The organism is Nannocystis bainbridge (genome assembly GCF_028368995.1).
GTDB lineage: Bacteria > Myxococcota_A > Polyangia > Nannocystales > Nannocystaceae > Nannocystis > Nannocystis bainbridge.
Window position 1 is genome coordinate 1904408 of record NZ_JAQNDL010000003.1, and the last position, 20224, is coordinate 1924631.

Consider the following 20224-nt stretch of genomic DNA (forward strand, 5'->3'; position numbering starts at 1 on the left):
CACTTCGATAAATACGGCGACGGACCTTCGAGGAGCTCGACGAACACTGCGGTGACGTTGTCCTACCGCGGCAGAGGTTGGCGTAGCGGATCGCCGTCGGTGCGGCGACGCGGGGGTCGAGCCGGAACAGGTCAATCAGAGGGACGGCGGCGCGGTCGAGGTATCGTAAAGGCTGTCGAAGCAGAGTTGGAGGCGGTCGCCGGCTCGCAGTGGAAAGGCCATGATGTCGACCTCGTCAAATTCACGCAGGCCGATCGCGCGGCGCGTCCACAAGAATACGGTCTCTCCCGTCGCGGACGCTCCCAGCGCTGCCCGCCTCCTCGGCGCCATCACCTCGCTCGGGGGGCCGTTCGACCGGTCCTTCGCGCATCGGCTGAACAACGCCTCGCGCTTGAAGATGGACGACATCGCGGAGAACGGCCACCAGCCACTCGCGAACCGCGATAACTTCGACGTGGTCACGAGCGGACCTGGATTCCCAGGCCCCCAGCATGACGGCCACCGTCAACAGGGGAGCCAGCGGCGACGAGGCTAGCCGAGCGGCGGACGCGGCATCGTCTTCAGACGGGCAAGCGGCGTCCCCAGCGGCCACCGCACCCGAGGTTTCCATCGAGTCGGTCATGGGCTCATCACGAGCAGCGTCGGCGGACTCCGTGCTGGACCCCACCGCGCCCGCGGGTACGCCAGCCTCAGCCGTACTTGTGGTCGCGGAGGTGGCCGCCGCAGCACCGACTTCCTCGCGCGCCAACTCGTCGGCATCGTGCGCCGCCGGCTCGCGAGCATGGGCGGCCTGCTGGGATGTCCGGCCAGCATCATCGATCCCTACCTTCGGTTCTTCGTGCGGGCTGCTGCCCTTCGTCTCGCCCCACGACGACGAGCTCGGCGCCGTCAGATCTGCCGTCGGGGTCGTCTCGTCGTCTTCCGCCAACACCTCGCCGGTCGCCGACGCGGGGAAGCGGAACGGGATCGGCGTCTCCTCCAGCAGTCGGCGGTGGAGGACGGACGACGGATCGTTCAGGCCGACGAGGTGGATGTGCCAGAGCCGTTCCCCGTCCGCTCGCGTCACGAGGCAAGTCCCTGTCGCGCGCAGCAAGTTGAGCGTGTCCGCCAGCGCCTCGAGAGTGATCACGAACGACGGGTCGTGCCGCTGGATCTCGTCGCGGAGCACGCCCGTCAGCCCGACGAGATCGTCGGAGCCCCTGAGGCTGCATTGAAACAGGGCGCGTAGTAGCCGGCGGAGGTACTTCTTGCCCTTGAGCCGCCTGGGCCTGCACAGCTCCTGAGCGGCCTGGCCGTCCTGCTCGAGACGCCGGCCCACCGGCACCGAGCGCAGAGCCTTCGCCCGGTGCTCGAGGCCCTTGAAGCAGCGCCAGACCACGTCCGGGATCGAGGGCCCGTCCACCACATCGATCGGCAGGCCGTGGACGATCCCGATGTAGCGGGCCCGCGTGGCCGACGAGACGCGCGCCTGATCGAGCTCTCGCGGCGGCTTCGCCCCCCTCGGAGCGGCGCCCCTTCGGAGGCCGCGCATGCGATCGACGAACACTTCGCGGAGGTCGAGCGGCGCCTTGATGTCGAGGACGACCCGCCGCTTGCCCTCGACGAGGACGACCGCGAGCTGCTGGCCGAGCACCGCCAGCAAGATCGTGCTGGAGCCCTCCTGCGCGACCCCGACGAGGAAGCGCCCGTACGTCGGCTTGAAGTGCCGGCGCACGTCGCCGAAGCGCACCACGGGCCGCGACAACTGACGAGGATCGACGGCGTCACGGACCCGCGCCCACGTCGCCTTCACATCCGCGAGCGCGCCGACAGCCAGCGGCGTGACGGCCTGGCCGCCGTCACCGACGTAGGCGGCGTGCCAGCGGGCCTCGTCGCCCGGGGCCCCGCAGAAATGCACTTGGCCCCCCGCTGGCCAGGCGAACCGGAAGCACTGCACCTGCTCCTCCGAGTGGTTCATGCCGACTGCCGTGGTCGATTCGTCGACCGTGATCGCCAGCCGCTCGCCCGCCAAGTACGCCTCATACTCCGCGAACGCCTGGTCGATCGCCCAGTCGTCGGACCCTGATTCCGCCGCCCTCACGTCCCCCCGCGCTGTCACGATAGCACGGCGACAACGCGCGAGCCGCTGGGACGCTTCATGAGGTTGGCACCCAACGGGGATTTGCGAAGTTGTTTGCTTGTACGACGGGACGGGCAGTAGCCGTCCCGATGCTCTACCACGCCAAGGCGCGCAAAGCCTCGTTATCCGCGGGATACGAGCGGCCTCCTCCAGGACCAGCTTCGTGCCTCATGCGGGCCAACATCGGGACAACATCGGGACAACATCGGGACAACATCGACGAGCGGTATCCAGTAATGCTCGCACTCGAGCATTCAAATACAGAAAATTTCTGGTTGCACGCGATGCGAACATCGGCTTGTCTGGTTCGCAGCGGAGGGTTGAGGTCGATGCGGCGCATGGTCGTCAGCACAGCGTGTGGTGATTTCGTCACGGAGAAGGATGTCGCGGAGGCGCAGCTCGTCGGCGAGCTCGTTGACTGCTACCGCCTGCTGCCTGACGCCGCCATCTACCTCGACGGCCAGCTCGTGCCCGAGGAGGCTCGCCAGGCGGCGCTCGCGGCCCTGTCCGTTGGGACAGCACCCGCGGCGGCCCGAGTCGCCGCGCAGCCGCTCGAGCCGGAGAAGTTGAAGGAGTACGGCGAGGTGCTCGCGCAGCTCTTCGACGACCTGCGCAAGGGCTACGTCCAGTCAACGAACGACCTGCACGACGTCTTCCGGCGCTACCGCGAGATGTGCCTCGACAACGAGCGGCGGTTCGCAGACGAGGTCGCGCAGCAGCGGGCGCTCACCCACAAGAGCCTCGCCGACGTCGACCTGCTCCGGCGCAGCGTCACGACCACCCAGCTCCTGAACGGCTTCGCGTCCGAGGTGCGGCCGCGGGCGATCCAGGAGGGCGGTCCCACGCTCACCGACTACGTCGCCGGGCTCGTGCGAGCGGTCGCCGGCGACAAGAAGAAATAGGGAGGAGAGGGAAGATGGCCCAAAAGACATCATGGTCCGCAGGACAGGTCCTCGCCCAGGCCGAGGGCTCGATCGGCACGACGCTGCGCGTCGCCGTCGCCAACTATTACAAGGGGCATGACCTCGGCACCGCGCAGGCGATCCGCAAGGTCGAGACCGACACCGAAGCCGCCGCGCTCGTCGCGGCGATCCGCCAGGGTCGCGTTCACGAGGTCCTGATGGTCGCCACCAGCGCGGCCGTCGGCGCGATCGCCGGGGCGCTGTCGCAGAAGGCCGTCAGCAACGCGACGGCGGGCGGCGTGCCGCCCGTGACCGCCCTCGGCGCCGTGCCGACGATCGCCGGGCTGGCGGCGCCGATCAGCCTGTCCGGGCGCTCGATGCTCGCGGCCGGCGGCCTGTCGTACATCACCGGCGCGGTGATCTACAGCATGCTGGCGCCGAAGCCGGAGGCCGCGCCATGAAGGGCTCGATCCTCGCCCACCTGCGGCGCGTCTCGACCAGCCCCGAAGGTCGTGCCCTCGTCCACGCCGTCGATGACGCCGGCCTCGAGTACAAGATCGAGGTCCCTGTCGAGGCTGTCCGCGGGGTCAGCCCCGACCAAGGCCTCGTCCTCGCCCTCTCGTGGTCGCTCGAGGCGGGCCCGCGAGTCGCCGAGCCTGCTGCGACACCGATGCCGGCCGAACCTTCCTCGACCGCGACGACCCGCAGTTCCACCGCGAGCGAGGTGGATCAGGCGTTCATGGAGTTGATGGGCCGCCCCCGCGGCTCGACCTCCGCCGTTACGTCCGCTCCCGCCGCATCTACCCCCGGATCGTCCGCTGCGGATAGCCCCTCCCAGGGACTCGCCGAATTGCTCGGCCTGCGGCGCGTTTGATCTGACCTGATCTATTGACATTTCAACCGCACCCTCGCCCGTTCGGGTGAGGCCAGAAACACTCATTTCAAAATCAGGAGACACGATGGATACGGATACACAAGAGAAGATGGAATTCCTCGGCCGCGAGATCGCCCAGAACCTGGCACGCATGGGCAACCCGGCCGCGTTGCCGGCCGGGCAGACCGAGCCGCCGGCCTGCGGCCTCGGCGTGCCGACGAGCGGCTGCGACAACCTGCTGTATGCCCCGATCACGGTGGCCCGGTTCCGCCGTGGCGGCCGTACGAACATCGACCAGGCCGTCGAGGGCAAGATCCCGGTCGCACCCGGCTCTTCCGTCATGTTGTCGCAGGCAGCCTATCCGCCCTGGGCGACCGGCTGCTACATGTTGCGGTACCGGCTCGCCAACAATGGCAACAACCACGACGAGATCAAGATCGAATGGTTCGTCGATACCGAGCCGCTCGACGCGATCCAGTTCGGCAGCGAGATCTATAATGCAGACAATACCGTGATCGGCGTAGGCAAGCTCCCGATCCCGCTCGCCCTCGGCGAGCACTGCTGCATCGGCGGTAACAACCGCCTGCGGGTCCGGATCTCGCACACGGGCAACGCCAACCAGATCGAGAACATCCGCCTCCACGTCGAGCACGCCAACGCGGTCAAGTGCTGCAGCGCTTGCGCGACCGGCCACAGTTGTCAGAGCGGGTGCAAGAACTCCGCCGCCAAGTAGGAGCCGCCGTGAACAAGATCAAGCTCGTCATCCGCGGCGGTTTCGATGGCCAGACTCCCGTCACACAGGCCCCGACTTTTCGTTTGGTCGAGGGCTGGGACGAGGCGGAGCTGGAATCCCCGGCGGGGATTCTGCCCGCTGGCCTCTGGGGGCATGTTCCCGCCGGCGATCCCTACCTTCTCCACGCCTCCTTGCTGACCGTGAATCCGCTCGACCCGCAGACCATGATCGAGGTGCGGACCGGTGCGCCGACGCATACCCGGGCGCAGTTCACCCCGAGCGCCGACAACCTGCGACTCACGCTCGTTCGTCCCAGCGACGAAATCCGCGTGGTCAGCTCGCCGCAAGGGCTCGTCAAGCTCGAGCTGCTGGTCGAGAGTATCGGCGGCGTCAACGAACTCGGCTCCCGCCTCTACGAATGGTCAGACGCCGCGTTCAAGGCGCGTGACACCGGCGTCCGCATGGCCCGCTTCACCGCGAATGCCGCCGTGCCGGGATGGCTCGGCACGCTCCACGTCATCTACGACAGCGTCAACGCCGGCAACCTCACCCTCCCCCCGCGGGTGATCGTGCCGCTCGACGCCGTCCTCACGGTGACGCGCAAGGGTCCCGGCATACCCACGCTCATGGCCGCCGCAGGTGACTCGTTCGCCGGCGGCGTGATCGCTCAGGCCATCCAGCGCAGCGGATTCATCATGAACAACGGCGAGCAGTGGACCTGGGTCGCCGACTAATTCGGGCGCGCGCCGAGACTTCCTCCCCTCTTCAAGGAGCATCACCATGGCCGTCATCGATAGACATCGCGTCGCCCGCCTCGTGGAGCTGTCGGCGGCCGAGCGCACCCTCAAGGGACCCGAGCGTCAGCTACGCGAGGAAGACGTCAAGCTGCTCATCAAGGCGGCCTACGACGATGCCACGGACGCGGCGCGCGCCGACTTCATGGCTCGCGTGCAGAGGCTGCCGACGAGCGCGTGGCCCTGGTCCGCCGTCCAGCTGGTGGCGCCACGCGGCGGAACGGGCGTCAGCCTCGGGAGCATCGTCGGAGTGCCGAGACCCGCCTTGGTCCCGGCGCTGCTCGTGCTGATCCGCGGCCAGGCGGACTCGGCTGACCTCGACCCAGGCAATCGGCTCCCCGAGCCGGGTTCGCCCGAGTTCGCTGAATGGGAGCCGCTGCAGAGGGCGCTCGATACCTGGGACACGCAGACGATCACGAAGTCGATCGGCCCGCAGGGGTGGGTCAGCATGATGGGCAACACTTCCGGACAGGTCTCGAAGGACACGAACGGCGCGACGAGCGGCGCCCCGGCGCCGTCGCCGTCGCCCGGACCGACCGAGCCCGCGACGAAGGATCTGCCTGCGCCGCAACCACCGGCGACGCCGGCGGAGATCACGTGGAAGCACCCCGCCGTGCTCGCGGCGGGGGCCGCCGTCGTCCTCGCCACCGGCGTGGCGGTCTACGCCGTCAGCCAGAGCCGCAGCCGCCGCGAGCTCGAGGACGTGCTCTCGCAACAGGAGGAGCAGCCGTGAACCGCGGGATCTGGGTCACGCTGGGCACCGCGCTCGGCGTCGCGGGCGTGGGCGGGGCGCTCCTCTACAGCCGTCGCGCGAGCGCGGCGAGCCCTCCCACGTTTACACCCCCGTCCGGTCCCGGTACTGGGCCTGCACCGGCGATCGAGCTGGCGCCGTTGCCGAAGGCCGCCCACGTCAAGGGCGACCTCTCGTCCAACTGGGGCGAGACGCCGGTCGACCTCCGGCCGCTCTTCGTGCTGATGGAAGAGGTAGCGAGGATCCCGGGCTCGGCCCGCGTGTTCGCTACGATCTCCTACCGCGAGTCGCGCTTCGTCACGACGGCGCACAACGGCAACGCGACCGGCGAGCAGGACGAGCGCGACGGCTCGCGGCTCGCCTACGACAACAACAAGGCGAAGAATCCGCCACTGCGCTACGGCGAGCAGGCCGCAGAGTTCGGCAGCGGCGGCCTGTTCGGGGCGCTCGCGCCGTACTTCCTGTGGACCGGCGTGCCCGAGGTCGGCAGCAGGGCCCCGCTCCTGAACGCGCCACCCGAGCTGGTCTTTCAGCCACGTGCCGCGGCCTTCGGCGCTGCCGTGTACATGCAGCGGATCCTGAGGAACTACCGCGTCGACGACATCGCCGACATCAAGGTCGGCTGGGCCAACCCGTCGCTGCTCGGCAGCGGGCGCGGCGGGACCAAATACCATGACGTCCGCGCCCGGTTCCTCATCGACGCGGTCGCCCTCGGCATCGAACTGACCGACGCGACGACGATCCCGCCGAAGCTCGACGCTTCGGCATGGCCCGGCGTGCCCGCTGTGTTCGCCGGCCTCGCCGGCGCCCTGCCCAAGGAGCTCGCATGACCCCCGACCTCAGCTGCTACGGCGAGGGCATCCGCGGGCTCGCCGACCTCGTCGGCGATTTCGACCTGCGCTCGCCGATGGACGTGCATGCCTGGTATCGCGTGGAGTGGCAGGCGATCGCCGAGCTGCTCGGGTTTTCGCAGGAGCTAGAGGCGACGCTCGCCCCGCTCCGCGTCGTCCGCGACCGCGTGACCGCGACCAACCAGGCCGGCGTCGACGCGTTCGCGCGCTGGCTCCGGGGGCAGCGACCTGGCCTTTCCGACAGCCACGCGCGCACGCAGGATGCCGTGCTCGCGCAACTCCTCGCAGTGGGCCAAGAGCGGGGCGAGCTGTGGCGTGTGACGGCCGACCCGACGACCCTCGCCGCGGGCGCCTGCTACGACGATGGCGGCCAGCTCCGCCGCGCGTTCTATTCCGATACGGCGCCGGGCTACTTCGGCGACGGCTGGAACGGCCCCCCGCCGCGGGCAGAGAGCGCGTGCGGCTGGACCACGCCGCTCGTGCTGCACCTCGGCACCTTCCCGTGGGTCTACAGCTCGCGGATCGACGGGACCGCCGTGGGAGCGCGCTGGGCCTCGGGCGCGACCATGCCCGCCATCACCGGCATGCGGGCCATGGCGCGGCTGCTCGAGCCCGGTGGGAACCTCCACCAGGACGCCCGCCAGGTCGCGGCGATCTTTGAGCACTTCACCGCCCACACCGCGCCGCTCATCGCCCGCCTGCCGGTCTATCAGTCCGGCCGCGCTGTAGCCGGACATCTCTACCGCCGCGCGGGCTTCCTGTATGTCCATCAAGGCAGCCTGCACCTCGCCGGCCTGCCCGGCCCCCGCGGTCGGATCGCCGCACCGGCATATAACTACGCCCTCCGCCGCTTCGCCTGCTTTTTCGCAGTGCGGCGCGCAGCGCTCCGGGCACTCGTCGCGCTGCCGTCCGACATCCAGCGGATCGCCGAGTGTTCGGCCGACCCATGCCTGCGACGACACGTCGAGGAGGTGGCTCGTGCTGGCTGAACGCTGTCCCGATAGCTCGACGGGCGGAACCGCGCTGGTCTACGCTGCGCCTATGAACGCTCGCAACCTCATCGTCCCCGCCCTCCTGCTCCTCCTCGCCGATAGCATCGGCTGCGAAGAAGACGACCGCAACAGTTTTGGCGAGCCTTGTGCTCCCGAAGTCTGCGACGAAGGCCTCTCCTGCTACGCAGGCTATTGCGAGGAGGAGTGCGTCGAGGACTCGGACTGCCAGCCCATCGACGGTTGGAAGCATGAGTGTCATGCCGGGCAATGCCAGATCGCATGTGACGATCAGGGCGCTTGCCCCCAAACCCTGGCCACGCCGCTCGAATGCATCACCGAATGGTGCGCGGCGACGAAACCGGACTGATCATGCTCATCGATCCGAACAGCCGCCTTTTCGACCGCGTTCCAGATCTCTTCGTCAGCCCATTTCCGGGCGCTGACTCCTACGCCGATGATGCCTTTCAGGCGCTGATGAAGCGCGCGTCCGGGAGCGGCTCTCACTCCGTCGGCCGCGAGCTTCTCACTCGCGCGGGAGGGCAGGCATGGAATAGCGCCACCCAAATCCTTTGGAAGACAAAGGCGACGCAGGCAGGCGATCTGATCTCTGATATCTGGTCCAAGGTCTCCTGGATCGACACTCAGAAGGACACCATCGCAGGTGTACTTGCGGAAGTGCCCTTCGCGTTGACCACGGACCCGGAGAAGCTGGTCGCGTCGATCGCTTCGGTGGCACTCGATGCGGCGCTCGACGCGGTGACGGCGGTCCCCGTCGTTGGATGGATCGTGGGAATCGTCGCGGGCATCGGGCAGGCGCTCATTCCTTTGTTCGAGGGATTGCTGGATGGGGATCGTGTGCCACCGGAACGCCGAGCCATCCTGCCATGGCGGCGGTACAGCAGCGACACTGATCAGCAGTGGGTCCGAGCCTTCGTACAGGTTGAGGCCGCCGGCGTCGACTGGACACCGATGTTTTCGCCGCCGACCGACGCCCGCCCGTGGGCTCTCGCTGACGGCGTGGACGACGAGAGCAACATCATCGGTCAGGTCCTCGCACCGTTCTCGGGCAAGTCAGTCGCATGGAACGGCGCCTACGGCTGCCTCCCCGGCACCTTCCGTGTGGCCGGCATCCTCCAGTACCGCGGCCGCCCACAGCCGCCACACTCGGCGCTGCGCTTCTACAACGACGGCACCCTGATCCACCTCTACGGTGACTTCACCCAGACCGGCGACTTCTACCCCTCGCTGCAGCAGCTCGCCGGCACGACCTGGCAGCAGATCGCGGCAGGCGGCCCCGACAGCTACAAGGTGGACTGCGTCGCGCTCGAGAAGTTGTGGCGCGACTGGTTCAGCGCCCTTTACACCTCCGTGCTCGACCAGGGCCACGGGGACTGGCTCCTCGGCTACCTCGCGCGCGAGGTCCACGGCGAGTGGCGGTTCGGCGCCAGCGCCTCCGGTGCCCTACGCCCCGAGGCCATGGACGGCACCACCGTTCCCCTGGTTACCCGGGGGACCTTTCAGAACGGGGCGCTGGCGACCCCGCGGTCGCGGACGACCTGCATGTACAGCGACCTCGTGCTCAAAGACAAACCGCGGACCCAGAGCGGATATCTGCCCCAGAAGTGGTCGCGCGACGCCAAGACCAAGGAATATATCGCGCCGCCGCTGTATGCCCAGACCCGCGGGCCCGGCATGGCGTGCGTCCCATGGCCGCCCGGCGAGCTGCTGCTCTCGAAGTACAGGCGGGCCGACGACGCGATCGTGCTCCCGGCCGTTCGCGCGGTCGCCCAGCTCCAGCGGCGCAGGCTCTCGCGCAGCCTCGACTGCGCCTACGTCCGCCCCGACGCCGTCGGCGACAAGCCGGCCTACGCAGCCTTCCGTGACGCATCGCTGCGCGCCTATTGCATCGAGATGCGCAAGCGCCTGCTTCAGCACCCGTCGCGGATGATGGTCGAGTACGAGACAGCCCGCGAGGTCGACCCCGAGTACGCGAACGCCCTCAAGGAGGCCGGCGTGCCGACGAACGCGATCCAGCGCGGAGTGGCCAAGCTCGGGCTGCGCGGCTCCCCCGGCGCCGAGGCGCTCGACCCGAAGACGCCGGCCCCCGAGCGGCCGGTGCCGCCACAGGGCGGACTACCCTTTGACCCGGGTCCCGAGCAGGACCGCGGCGGCCCCGGATGGCTCGGCCCCGCGGTGCTCGGCGGCGCCGCGCTCGCCACGACGATCGCCGTCGCGGTCGGCGTCGCGCGGAGCAGAAGAGCCAATGCACGATAGGGAGGTGGAATATGAAGTGGGGACTCCAGCACGTCAAGGTGACGCTCGAGGAGAGCGAATCAGGGGAGACCGTCGTCATCGAGCAGAGCTCGGATGGCCGCGTCACTTGTGAACGCGGGAAGCAGAGCAAGTCCGAACGCGCGGCGAACCAGGCGCCCCGCGTGGCCAAGACCACGGCCGAGGCGCCCACCGCGGCCCCAACCAAGCGCGCAGCCGAGAAGCCGCGCGAGGGAGAGACACGCGCCGCGAAGGACAAACCGAGGGCCAAGGCCGCGGCGAAGAAGTCCCCCGCCACCCGCCCGGCGGGACCGCAGAACGGCAGCCGGCGCACGTCGCTCGAATGGGTGCCGGTCAAAGATCATGAATACGACGGCTTCGCCGCTCCTTCCGGTGCAGGTCAGTTCAAGGCGCTGATCGCCCAGGATACGCAGTGGGCGCTTTTCTACGAGCTCAAAGGCACCTGGCCCAAACACATCGGCTGCTTCCGCAAAGTCGCGAACGCGAAGAAGCGCGCCCAGGAGCTCCACGATGCTGGCTGGCCCGAGTCCGAGTTCGGGCCGGTCACGGCGGGCCAGATCGCGCGCGCTTGCCCGACGCCGGCGGGGAGGGCCGACGAGGAGGCCGAGAAGGGCGAGGAGAGAAGGGCCACGCCCAAGGCCGAGGAGAAGTCAGCGCCCCCGAAGCCCGCGCCAAAGGCCAAGGAGAAGCCGGCCGGGCCGAAGCCCGAAGAGAAGCCGGCCAGCCCGGAGCCCGAGCCGAAGGGCCCGAGCAAGTCCGAAGCAGCCCAGGATCAGGAGCTGATGAGGGGCTTCACCAGCGAGATCGAAAAGGCCCTCGACGAGGACGAGGACGAGGACGACTGACATGTCTCATCAGCCAGGATCCATCTACAAGATCGGCGGCCGTCGCTACATCGACAGCCAGGCCGTCTACAACCTCGCCGATGCCCACGAGGTCGTCGCGCAGCATGACGGCTGGCGCGTGATGCTCGGCGCGGGCGCGGTCCATTGTGCCCGCGTCGAGGATCGCCCCGAGCTGCCGCGTCAGCGCGGCGCCCTCTACGAGCTTTCCGCCGCGGGCGGTGCGAGCCTCAAGGCCCAGCGAGCCACGTGGCTCTCCCAGGGCCTCGTCCAGCCCGGCGGCACCTTCGACGCCTGGCCCGGCGGCCCGCCGGCGAAACCCGGCTGCGGCGGCTGCGGCAAGACCTGCGGCTGCGGCCCCTGCCGCCTCGAGCACGACACTGGCGAAGAGCATTCGTAGGAGAGACCTGTGAAGCCCGCCGAGCTCCTCAAGATCGTCTTGCCGCGCTGGCGCGCGAAGATGTCGCGGCAGTTCTCGCTGGCGACGCTCGATGGCTTTGTCCGTCGAAACCGCGCCACGCTCGAGGAACTCGTCGCGCGCGCGCTCGCAGATCGCCAGGTCACGTGCGGTGCATTGCCGGAGACTCCCGAGGAGTTCGCCGCTTACCTCGCACGCGCCGCCTGACTGCCGTCGATCGCCTCCCTCGCATACGGAGATCCTCATGACCCCCGCTGCCATCCTCGACAAGCTCCTGCCCCGCTGGCGCACCAAGCTGTCGCCGAGCTACTCGCCCGAGTACATCGACGGCTTCATTCAGCGCAACCGCCCCATGCTCGAGGCCGTCGTCGCGCGCGCGATGATGCTGCGCCGGATCAAGCGCGGCGACCCGCCCAAGACGGCCGATGAGTTCGCGGTCTACGCGAGGATCGTCGCGCGCGAGCGGCCGAAGGACGCGGAGCCCGACGCCGCCGTGGTCAAGCGCGTCCTGAAGCGCATGGACAAGATGCTCGCCCGCAAGGGGGACCCGGCCGGCCAGGAAGCCGCGGGCGCGTTTGGCGTCGAGTACGCCGAGCTCCGCGCCGAGGCGATTCTCCTGCGACGAGCTGGCTGGGACGCGGTCCCGCTGCTCCTGAGCCGACCCTCGCTGGCGCTCTTCTCCGCCGGCTCGGTCGTCGTCGTTCGCGACGCCCAGAAGTCGCTGCACTTCCTCCCTGGCCTCGAGGACAGCGGGGAGAAGATCCGCGCCGATGTGGCGGAGGTGCAGAGGCGAGTCCTGCAGCTCCGTGACGGCATCGCCGACGCAGCCCGCTTCGATCGCTACGCCATGGCCCTGTGGACGCGCGCCCGCGCCGGTGGCACCTCGGCCACCCCCTTGCGCGAGGTCGAGACCCCGCCCGACCTGCGCGACAAGTCGTGGCGCACCGAGGCCAACCTCCAGGCGATGCGCCTCGTGCTGTCCAAAGAGCCAGGCGAGCTCACCGCCGAGGACCTCCAGGCCCTCGCGCAATATTCGGGCTGGGGCGGCCTGTCGATCGACAGCGTCAAGAAGATGCTCCCGCCCGAGCTCGTCCCCGAGTCCTTCGGCCTGATCCACGAGTATTACACGCCCACGGCGATCACCGAGTCGATCGCCGAGACCTTGTGCCCCCTGTTGCCGGAGCTAGCCGGCAACGACGGCATTGTCCGAGCACTGGAACCCAGCGCGGGCGTCGGTCGCCTGATCCGCGCGTTCAGCCCACGCCGCTGCCTCGCGCTCGAGGCCGGCGGCCAGATCAAGAAGATTGCCTGGACGGCCGTCGAGTTCTCCAAGGTCAGCTCGACGCTGCTCCGCGCGCTGCGCCCCGACGTCGACCTCTACCACCTGCCCTTCGAGCGCTGGGTCCGCGATGAGGGCTCCCGCTATCAGGGCACCTTCGGCCTCATTGTCTCCAACCCGCCCTACGGCGAGCGCGGCGCGATGGCCCGCGAGGATCCCGACGAATTCTACAAGGAGAAGCGCGCCTTCGCGTACTTCATGCGACGCGCGCTCGACCTCCTGGTCCCGGGCGGCGTTGGCGTGTTCCTGATCCCCGCCGGCTTCATGAGCGGCAACCTCAATCGCAACCTGCGCGAGAAGCTGCTGCGTCGCCATCACCTGCTCGGCGCCTTCCGCCTGCCGAGTCACGATCGCAAGGGGCGCGAGACGGTCCCCGGTGCGTCGGTCGTGATGGACGTCGTCTTCTGGCGCAGCCGCGGCGGCGAGCTGACCGAGATCGACGAGGCCGATGACTTCATCCTCGACGGCGACTACTTCAAGCATCACCCGGACCACGTCCTCGGAAAGGAGGACGGCTCGTTTGCCGGCGACGACGAGGCCGGCATGGCGCGGAGCTGGCGCTACAAGGTCACGGGCGACTTCAAGGGTCTGCCTCCGCTCGAGCCGCGGCCCGTCTGCACCGCCTGCGTGCTCACGTCGATCGTGCAGCGCGACGATGTCGGTACATTTCAAACGGTCGCGCGCGAGGACGACGGCATCCCCGCCGACGTCGACGACGATTTGCGCCCGGCGCTCGAGCTCGGCCGCCGCGTCGGCCGCTACCTCGCCGCTGTCGGCGCCGACGAGGCCGACAGGGCCGCGCAGCTCTGGCCCGAGCTCCACACGGCGCTCCGCGACTTCTCCGCGAGCTTTGGGAACCCCTGGCGCTCCAAGCCCCTGCGCGAACTCGCCGAGGGCCGCCGCAAGCTCGCCATGGCCCAGCAGGTCCTCAACGCCTTCGAAAAGACCGGCAGCGTCGTCCCCGCGCTGCGCGAGGCCCCGGTGGTCGCGCCGAAGTTCTCCGGCCAACCCGACGATGTCATCGCCCAGGCCGAGGGGCTCTATCGCCAGCAGCGCGCCCTGACCGTCGCGCAGCTCATGAGCTTCCATCAGCGCCAGGGCGGCACTCTCTCGACCGAAGCCACCCTCGCGGCTCTCCTCGCCGCCGGCTGGAACCTCGACGGTGATGCGTGGGATCAGCTCCTCCCGAGCGACGCCTACCTGACCGGCAACGATCTGTGGGAGCGCCACGACCGCGCCGTCGAGCGTGCCCAACGCGGCGACGAGCAGGCCAAGGTGCAGGTCCGCCGGTTGCTCGAGGCGATCAAGCCCGCTGTCTTCGATGACCTCACCGATATCAGCCCCCAACACGGCTACGTCCCGCTGGACCTCGTCGCCGGCTGGATGTCCGCGACGTTGAACGGTCGCTACGGCGCCATCGAGCTCGAACGTAAGGGCGGCTTCGTGCAGGTCCGCGGCCACGACTACACGGCCGAGGACCTGCCCCCGATGGCGCCGGAGACCCTCGCGTTCCTCGGCTACTACAATCACGACCCCGAGCTTTTCCGGCCGCCGCAGGAGAAGCGGGAGCGCGACGCCGGGCCTACGACCCGCGAGGATCGGGCCGCCAAGAAGCAGAGCCTCGCCGAGCGGCGGATGGCCCTGGCGAAGAAGTGGGACGAGTCGTTCAAGGCTTGGATCGCCGCCGACGAAGCCCGACGCGAGCAGCTCGTCCACGCCTACAACCGGATCGCGCGCGGCCGCGTCGTCCCGACCTTCTCGCCCGAGCCCCTCGACATCGTCCGCTGGGGCTCGCACGCGCCGAAGCTCAAGCCACACCAGATCGCCGGCGCACGTCGCGTGCTCGCGCAGCGTGGCGGCCTCGTCGCCTTCGACGTCGGCGTCGGCAAGACCTACACCGCCTTGGCGATCATCGCCCGCGCGCGCCAGGAGGGCTGGGTCCGCCGCCCGGTAATCCTCGTGCCCGGCTCGCTCGTGTGGAAGTGGCACGACGACATACTTTGCACATTGCCCGACTACCGCGTCGTGGTGATCGGCTCGAAGCGCAAGCGGATCACGCGCGGCGTCCGAAAGGACGTCATCACCTCCGAGACCGACACCCCGCAGGAGCGGGCAAAGAAGTGGATCGCGCTCCAGACCGGTCAGGCCGACGTCGCCGTGCTCAGCTACGACGCGCTCGCGCGGACCAAGATGAACGAGGGCGCGGTGATGGCCTACGTCGAGCAGGTCGAGGCCGTCTCGCGGTCGATCGCCCTCCGCAAGCGGACGCTCGAGGAAAAGACGAAGAACGCCAAGCAGCGCGACAAGCTGACCGAGCGCGAACGGGCGCTGCTCGAGCATGGCGTGCGCGCGTGGGTCGAGGAGATCCTCGCGCTGCCCTCCGACTGGGAGTACGACCCTGGCGTCGCATGGGACGAGCTCGGCATCGACATGCTCGTGATCGACGAAGCCGCCGCATTCAAGAACCTCTACAAGCCGCAGGCTCGCGAGGACGGGGTGCCGAAGTTCATGGGCGGCGGCGGCGAGGGCTCCGACCGCGCCTGGCAGGTCGACTTCCGCGCGGCCGCCGTGCGCCGCCAGACCGGCGGCGCCGGCATCGTCCTGCTCACCGCCACGCCCGCGAAGAACAGCCCGCTCGAGTTCTACAACCTGATCCAGTTCATCGACCCCGCCGCCTTCACCCGGGCCGGCATCCGCGACCCCGAGCAGTTCATCGATCGGTTCCTCAAGATCGAGTACCGCGAGGTCCTCGACGCCGCCTTCGACGTCACGAAGAGGAGCGCCGTCACCGGCTTCAAGAACCTCGATGACCTCCGCACGATCATCTTCACCTACGGCGAGTTCCGCACCGCCGCCGAAGTCGGCCTCAAGCTGCCGCGCCCGCTGGTCGAGACCCTCACGATCACGATGGACGAGGAGCAGGAGGCGAAGTACGCCCGCTACGTCGCGCAGATCGAGCGCATTCTGGAGAACCCGAACCCTGAAGGGGGAGAGAGCTACGCGATCCTCGGCCTCCTCGCGCGCCTGTCGCTGATCGCTTTGCACGCGTCGCTCGAGGACGGCTACAGCTACAAGACCGCGCTCGAGGGCGGCACGGTCCAGAAGCGCGTCTATCAAGACGGCGAGCCCGTCGACGTCTCTGTCCGGCTCAGTCGCCCGACCTACGAGAGCCCGAAGCTGACCGAATGCGCGAAGCGGGTCGCAGCGAGCCCGCACTGCGGCCACATCATCTTCTGCGAGCCGACGGCGGTCCACCAGTGGATGCGCGAGGTCCTGGTGAAGCACGGAATCCCGCGCGAGCGGATCGCCATCCTCAACGCCGAGGAGACCGCCCCCGCCGACCGGATCCGGATCGCCCGCGAGTTCAACGGTCTTTCCTCGGAGCCCCCCGCACCCGGCACGTGCGCGCGCCCCACCGACAGCGCCATCGCGCCGAAGTACGACGTCGTCATCGCCAACTCGGTCGCCTACGAGGGCATCGACCTGCAGGTCCGGACCTGCACCATCCACCACCTCGATCTGCCCTGGACCCCCGCCGACCTCGAGCAGCGCAACGGCCGGGCCGTGCGCCAGGGCAACACGCTCGGCACCGTCCAGATCTTCTACTACTTCGCCGACGGCTCGACCGATGGCTACCGATTCTCGCTCATCGATGGCAAGGCCGGCTGGCTCGGTGAGCTGATCAAGTCGCAGGTCCGCGACACCAACAACCCCGCGGCGCAGCAGCAACTCACGCCCGAGGACATCTTGTTGATGATCTCGCGCAACAAGGAGAAGACGCGCGCGTTGCTCGAGGAAAAGCGGAAGCGCCAGGCCGAGGAGGCACGCGCCAGGATCGCCAAGGAGGCCGCGCGTCTGCTGCGGCAGGCGGCAGGCCGCTTCCGCGACGCTCGCACGAGCGCCGACCCGGAGCGCGCCGCCCGTCTGCGCGATGAGGGTGAACAGCGCCTCGCCGACCTCGAGCAAGTCAGCCCGGACGCGTGGCCGTGGGCGCCGTGGATGTACGCGGTCCGCGACGCGGACATGATCATCCCCGAGAACGGTGGCGCACCGGTCTACGAGGGTCTGCGCGTCGCCCGGCCCCGCGCCGGTGCGCCGGACCAGCTCGACTATCTCGAGTTCGGCCAGATCGTCAGCACCGACGAGGGCGACAAGATCGGTCTGCGAGCCGCGGGCTCGCCGGGCTGGCAGCTCATCGCCTACACCGGCACGCTCAATGGAACGCCCATCGCCGCCCGCGAGCTCCCGCGCGATGGCGGCCCGCTGTGGCCCGACGACGACGACGCGCGCACAGGCGCCGCGATCGAGAAGAAGATCGACGAGGTCTTTCGCTACGGCCGATTCGAGAGCCTGCGCTGGCGCGGCGCCAGCGACACCTGGCTGGAGAAGTGGTGGCCGCGCTTCGAGACGCCAATCACGGAGGGCCTCGCGCGGTCGCACCAGCGTGAGCAGGTGCCCGTGGTCGACGCCGAGGGTCTGGCGATCGCTACGGGCGCGGAGCTCCGCGGCGCCTCGATCGTCCCGCCAACCCGCGCCGGCTGGCAGGGCTTCCTCGAACTCGCCCCGTCGAGCGGCGAGAGTTTTACCAACCTGAAGGACATCGGCCTGGCCTGGTGGGGCCGCAAGGTCCCGCAGGACCTGCTCTCGAAGGAGCGCAACTTCCTGCGCCGCTTGATCGTGCCACACCTGCTGGACGATCCCGCGTACCGCAACGCCCGGGAGAACTCCGACCCCCAGAACGCGCGCATCGAAAACGACAAAGCGCTCGGTCGCGTGATGCTGGCCCTCTTCAACGAGGACCCCGAGGCTCACGGCGAGCTCTACCGCCGCTTCTCCGACGACGAGGCATTCCGCCGCTCGCTGCACGAACAAGCCTTCGCCGAGACCTACTCGACGAGCGAAAAACAACGGCAGGGCGCATCAGGGAGCGAAGCGGCTGGACCCGAGAACGTCGACCAGCGCGTGGCCGACCTCCCGCCTGCGACGACCGAAGAGACTCGCCCACGTGCGGGACAGGCTGCCGCCAAACAGCTCGCGCGCAGACTTCGGGCCTTGCTGAGCGGCGTCAAGATCGGGCGCTTCCGGTATCATACGCCGCATAGCGAGGCGAGCGGGGACGAAGTCGAGATTGACTTCGTGGGCGAATCGCCGGACGCACCGATTCTCACCCTGCGCGCAGCGCCCCGGCAGGGCAGCGAGATCGATCTCCGGGGCGAACTCGCCGACGAAGACGGCGAGCTCGTCGCCAGCTTCGGCTGGATCGCCATTGAGCTCCGGGATCTTATCGCCATGAAAGAGACCTCGTTCGCGCACTGGTTCGGTATGCCCGTCGTCGCCGAGCCGAGGCTGTCGCCCGTGATGCGCGAGGCCCTCGCTGCCCTCCGCGCCGAGGAGGAAGCAAAGCCCTATGACATGTACTTCTGGCCAGGTGTCCATGATGCGACCCGGGACAGCCTGATCGCCCGTGGACTGGTAGAAGCCCTGGAGAACAAGAAGGGCGGAGCCCCCCACTTCAGGACGACCGCGGCGGGCCGGGCCAAGCTGACCGAAATCGGAAGCCCAGCGGCAGCACCTGCCAGCGCGCCGCCCGTGAGCGACTCCGGCCAGCCCTACGAAGAGGCCCGCAGCGCGATCAAGGCGCTGGGCTTGCCGATCAAGAAGTACGCGTACTACGTCACCCAGGCCGAGACCGCGGTCGCCAGCGGCAAGAGCTACCTGCCGATCGTCGAGCGGGCGCGCAAGACCGCCGAGAAGCTCAAAGGCGACAGCGGCCACAGCAAGCCGAGGAGCCGCGTGGTTCCGCAAACCACAGGCTCCCGCCAACGGCTCGTCGACGTCGTGCTCGACACCTTCAACGCCTCGCCGCGCTGGCGCCTCGCGCAGCTCCGCACGCGCCCCAACGGCCACGTGCTCGTCGTGTACCCCGAGGGCCGCGACCCGGACGCCGCTGTCGCCGCCATCGACATCATCGATGAGAACGTCGACGACGTCCGCTGGCTCGATACCCGGACCCCGCAGGCCGAGCAAGACACGATTCTTGAGCGCCTGGATCGTGCTCTGTGGGCCGCTTTCGAGGTCCGTGAGGAAGAAGCGACCGATGAGGACGAGAATGGTCAACAGAAGACCGCGATCCCCTCGCCGATCCAGGGGCTCATTGACATGATGGAGCGTCGCAGCCTGTCGCTCGGCGCGCGCCGGGATGCGAGCAAGGACACCGCTCGCACCGACGGGCACCAGCAGATCGCAGAAGCTCTGCGAGACCTCGCCGAGCCTGCGTGGCTCACCGCCGACGAGCTCGAGCGCTGGCTCGAGACCGAACGGCTCATGGACGCCGCCCTCGTGCTGCGCCGCTCGCCGGACGCCTCGCCGCGAGAGCTCCTCGCCAGGCTGTGGGCTGAGGTTCTGCGCGAGCTTCCGCTCGACGAGGTCAAGGTGGTGGAGCCCAACGATGAAGTGCTCGTCCCCGAGGGAGTGGTGTTCGGTGACATGAGAAAGGAATTTGTCCTCGAACGTGCCGACGATCGTGGCCGCGCGTCGCTCCGCCGGATCCCCATCGGCATGACCGTGCATCTGCTCGTGAATTCGCCGATGGAGCACGCCGAGGCAGAACGCCGCAGAGCGTTTCGGCCGACCGTCGAGCGCGCGGATGACGAGCGCATGCTCTCGTTCGAGCACACGGGCGCTCTCGATCCCAGGTCGCTTGTGCATCGTCGCGTACGCGACGCACGATTCATCACCGAGCTCTATCAAAAGATCGGCGACTTCCACGACGGCCTCCTCCGGGCCCCCGACACCCTTCGGGACGTCCGCGTGTTGCTCTACTGGGCCGCCATGATGCTTGGTGCGCCGCTCTGCCAGGGCACCGCCAAGGCGCGCGCGACCGTCGCCTTCGAGCAGGCCAAGGCGTATTACGACACCGCCCGCAGCCGGATGATTGAGGGCAGCACCGCCGACGCCGTCCGACGCATGCACGAGGCTCTGCGACGCATCAGCGCTGCGGCGGCCGAGATAGCAAAGAGCTGCGGCGAAGGGCAGATCGACATCACCGTGACACCGCCGCACCTGCCGGTACGGCCCGAGGACAAGGCCGCGATCGAGGGCGGCGAGGGGGAGGTGAGACCATGACCGAGCAACAGTTCATGCAGCGGACGCAGGAGCGGCTTGAGCAGCTCCGTGACGAGCAAAGGCGCCTCCATGAGCGGCTGGCGACCGACCTCAGGCAGATGCAGGGCCTGCGGACGGGCCTCGGCATCCTCGCGGGTACCCTCGCGCTGGGCCTCGGCCTGAGCGTCGGCTACCAGATCGGGAGGCGATGAG

The 20224-nt window shown here is 68.8% G+C and carries 16 protein-coding genes; 15 read left to right on the plus strand and 1 reads right to left on the minus strand.

Annotated features, from left to right (window positions below; all coding sequences use genetic code 11):
* Positions 1–241: 241 nt before the first annotated feature.
* On the minus strand, positions 242–2011 hold the full coding sequence (locus POL25_RS32705) for a hypothetical protein (protein WP_272090220.1): 1770 nt from the start codon (positions 2009–2011) through the stop codon (positions 242–244).
* A gap of 446 nt (positions 2012–2457) precedes the next feature.
* Here POL25_RS32705 and POL25_RS32710 point away from each other — a divergent pair, with 446 nt between their 5' ends.
* From POL25_RS32710 to POL25_RS32780, 15 genes are all read left to right on the plus strand, one after another.
* Complete coding sequence (locus POL25_RS32710; RefSeq protein WP_272090221.1) at positions 2458–3021, plus strand: hypothetical protein; 564 nt, start codon at positions 2458–2460, stop codon at positions 3019–3021.
* 14 nt (positions 3022–3035) lie between these two features.
* A complete protein-coding gene (locus POL25_RS32715; RefSeq protein ID WP_272090222.1) occupies positions 3036–3482 on the plus strand; it encodes a hypothetical protein in 447 nt (148 codons plus the stop codon).
* The gene (locus tag POL25_RS32720) at positions 3479–3895 is read left to right on the plus strand and encodes a hypothetical protein (protein ID WP_272090223.1); all 417 of its coding nucleotides are present in this window, start codon (positions 3479–3481) and stop codon (positions 3893–3895) included. Before POL25_RS32715 ends, POL25_RS32720 begins: the two co-directional genes overlap by 4 nt.
* Before the next feature lie 85 nt (positions 3896–3980).
* The gene (locus POL25_RS32725) at positions 3981–4628 is read left to right on the plus strand and encodes a hypothetical protein (RefSeq protein WP_272090224.1); all 648 of its coding nucleotides are present in this window, start codon (positions 3981–3983) and stop codon (positions 4626–4628) included.
* Positions 4629–4636: 8 nt separating this feature from the next.
* Positions 4637–5362 carry a hypothetical protein gene (locus tag POL25_RS32730; RefSeq protein WP_272090225.1) on the plus strand — a complete coding sequence of 242 codons (726 nt, stop codon included), beginning with the start codon at positions 4637–4639 and terminating at the stop codon, positions 5360–5362.
* 46 nt (positions 5363–5408) lie between these two features.
* Entirely contained in the window at positions 5409–6155 is a 747-nt protein-coding gene (locus POL25_RS32735) for a hypothetical protein (protein ID WP_272090226.1), read from the plus strand.
* A complete protein-coding gene (locus POL25_RS32740) occupies positions 6152–7003 on the plus strand; it encodes a hypothetical protein (RefSeq protein ID WP_272090227.1) in 852 nt (283 codons plus the stop codon). Before POL25_RS32735 ends, POL25_RS32740 begins: the two co-directional genes overlap by 4 nt.
* A complete protein-coding gene (locus POL25_RS32745) occupies positions 7000–8013 on the plus strand; it encodes a hypothetical protein (RefSeq protein WP_272090228.1) in 1014 nt (337 codons plus the stop codon). The genes POL25_RS32740 and POL25_RS32745 overlap by 4 nt, the downstream gene beginning before the upstream one ends.
* A 52-nt stretch (positions 8014–8065) precedes the next feature.
* Positions 8066–8383 carry a hypothetical protein gene (locus POL25_RS32750; RefSeq protein ID WP_272090230.1) on the plus strand — a complete coding sequence of 106 codons (318 nt, stop codon included), beginning with the start codon at positions 8066–8068 and terminating at the stop codon, positions 8381–8383.
* On the plus strand, positions 8356–10290 hold the full coding sequence (locus tag POL25_RS32755; protein WP_272090231.1) for a hypothetical protein: 1935 nt from the start codon (positions 8356–8358) through the stop codon (positions 10288–10290). Before POL25_RS32750 ends, POL25_RS32755 begins: the two co-directional genes overlap by 28 nt.
* A gap of 38 nt (positions 10291–10328) precedes the next feature.
* Positions 10329–11153, plus strand: a complete 825-nt coding sequence (locus tag POL25_RS32760; protein ID WP_272090232.1) for a hypothetical protein — start codon at positions 10329–10331, stop codon at positions 11151–11153.
* A 1-nt stretch (position 11154) separates the two neighbouring features.
* Entirely contained in the window at positions 11155–11550 is a 396-nt protein-coding gene (locus POL25_RS32765; protein ID WP_272090233.1) for a hypothetical protein, read from the plus strand.
* A gap of 9 nt (positions 11551–11559) precedes the next feature.
* Positions 11560–11775 (plus strand): hypothetical protein, encoded by a 216-nt coding sequence (locus POL25_RS32770; protein WP_272090234.1) that lies wholly within the window; start codon positions 11560–11562, stop codon positions 11773–11775.
* A gap of 37 nt (positions 11776–11812) precedes the next feature.
* Positions 11813–20032 (plus strand): SNF2-related protein, encoded by an 8220-nt coding sequence (locus tag POL25_RS32775; RefSeq protein WP_272090235.1) that lies wholly within the window; start codon positions 11813–11815, stop codon positions 20030–20032.
* Entirely contained in the window at positions 20029–20223 is a 195-nt protein-coding gene (locus tag POL25_RS32780) for a hypothetical protein (RefSeq protein WP_272090236.1), read from the plus strand. Before POL25_RS32775 ends, POL25_RS32780 begins: the two co-directional genes overlap by 4 nt.
* Position 20224: the final 1 nt, after the last annotated feature.

Excerpts from the sequence above, each read along its gene's own strand:
- POL25_RS32765 (WP_272090233.1), top strand. The coding sequence starts at position 11,155 with ATGTCTCATCAGCCAGGATCCATCTACAAGATCGGCGGCCGTCGCTAC.
- POL25_RS32720 (WP_272090223.1), top strand. The coding sequence starts at position 3,479 with ATGAAGGGCTCGATCCTCGCCCACCTGCGGCGCGTCTCGACCAGCCCC.
- POL25_RS32735 (WP_272090226.1), top strand. The coding sequence starts at position 5,409 with ATGGCCGTCATCGATAGACATCGCGTCGCCCGCCTCGTGGAGCTGTCG.
- POL25_RS32755 (WP_272090231.1), top strand. The coding sequence starts at position 8,356 with ATGGTGCGCGGCGACGAAACCGGACTGATCATGCTCATCGATCCGAAC.
- POL25_RS32710 (WP_272090221.1), top strand. The coding sequence starts at position 2,458 with ATGGTCGTCAGCACAGCGTGTGGTGATTTCGTCACGGAGAAGGATGTC.
- POL25_RS32725 (WP_272090224.1), top strand. The coding sequence starts at position 3,981 with ATGGATACGGATACACAAGAGAAGATGGAATTCCTCGGCCGCGAGATC.
- POL25_RS32745 (WP_272090228.1), top strand. The coding sequence starts at position 7,000 with ATGACCCCCGACCTCAGCTGCTACGGCGAGGGCATCCGCGGGCTCGCC.
- POL25_RS32775 (WP_272090235.1), top strand. The coding sequence starts at position 11,813 with ATGACCCCCGCTGCCATCCTCGACAAGCTCCTGCCCCGCTGGCGCACC.
- POL25_RS32715 (WP_272090222.1), top strand. The coding sequence starts at position 3,036 with ATGGCCCAAAAGACATCATGGTCCGCAGGACAGGTCCTCGCCCAGGCC.
- POL25_RS32780 (WP_272090236.1), top strand. The coding sequence starts at position 20,029 with ATGACCGAGCAACAGTTCATGCAGCGGACGCAGGAGCGGCTTGAGCAG.
- POL25_RS32750 (WP_272090230.1), top strand. The coding sequence starts at position 8,066 with ATGAACGCTCGCAACCTCATCGTCCCCGCCCTCCTGCTCCTCCTCGCC.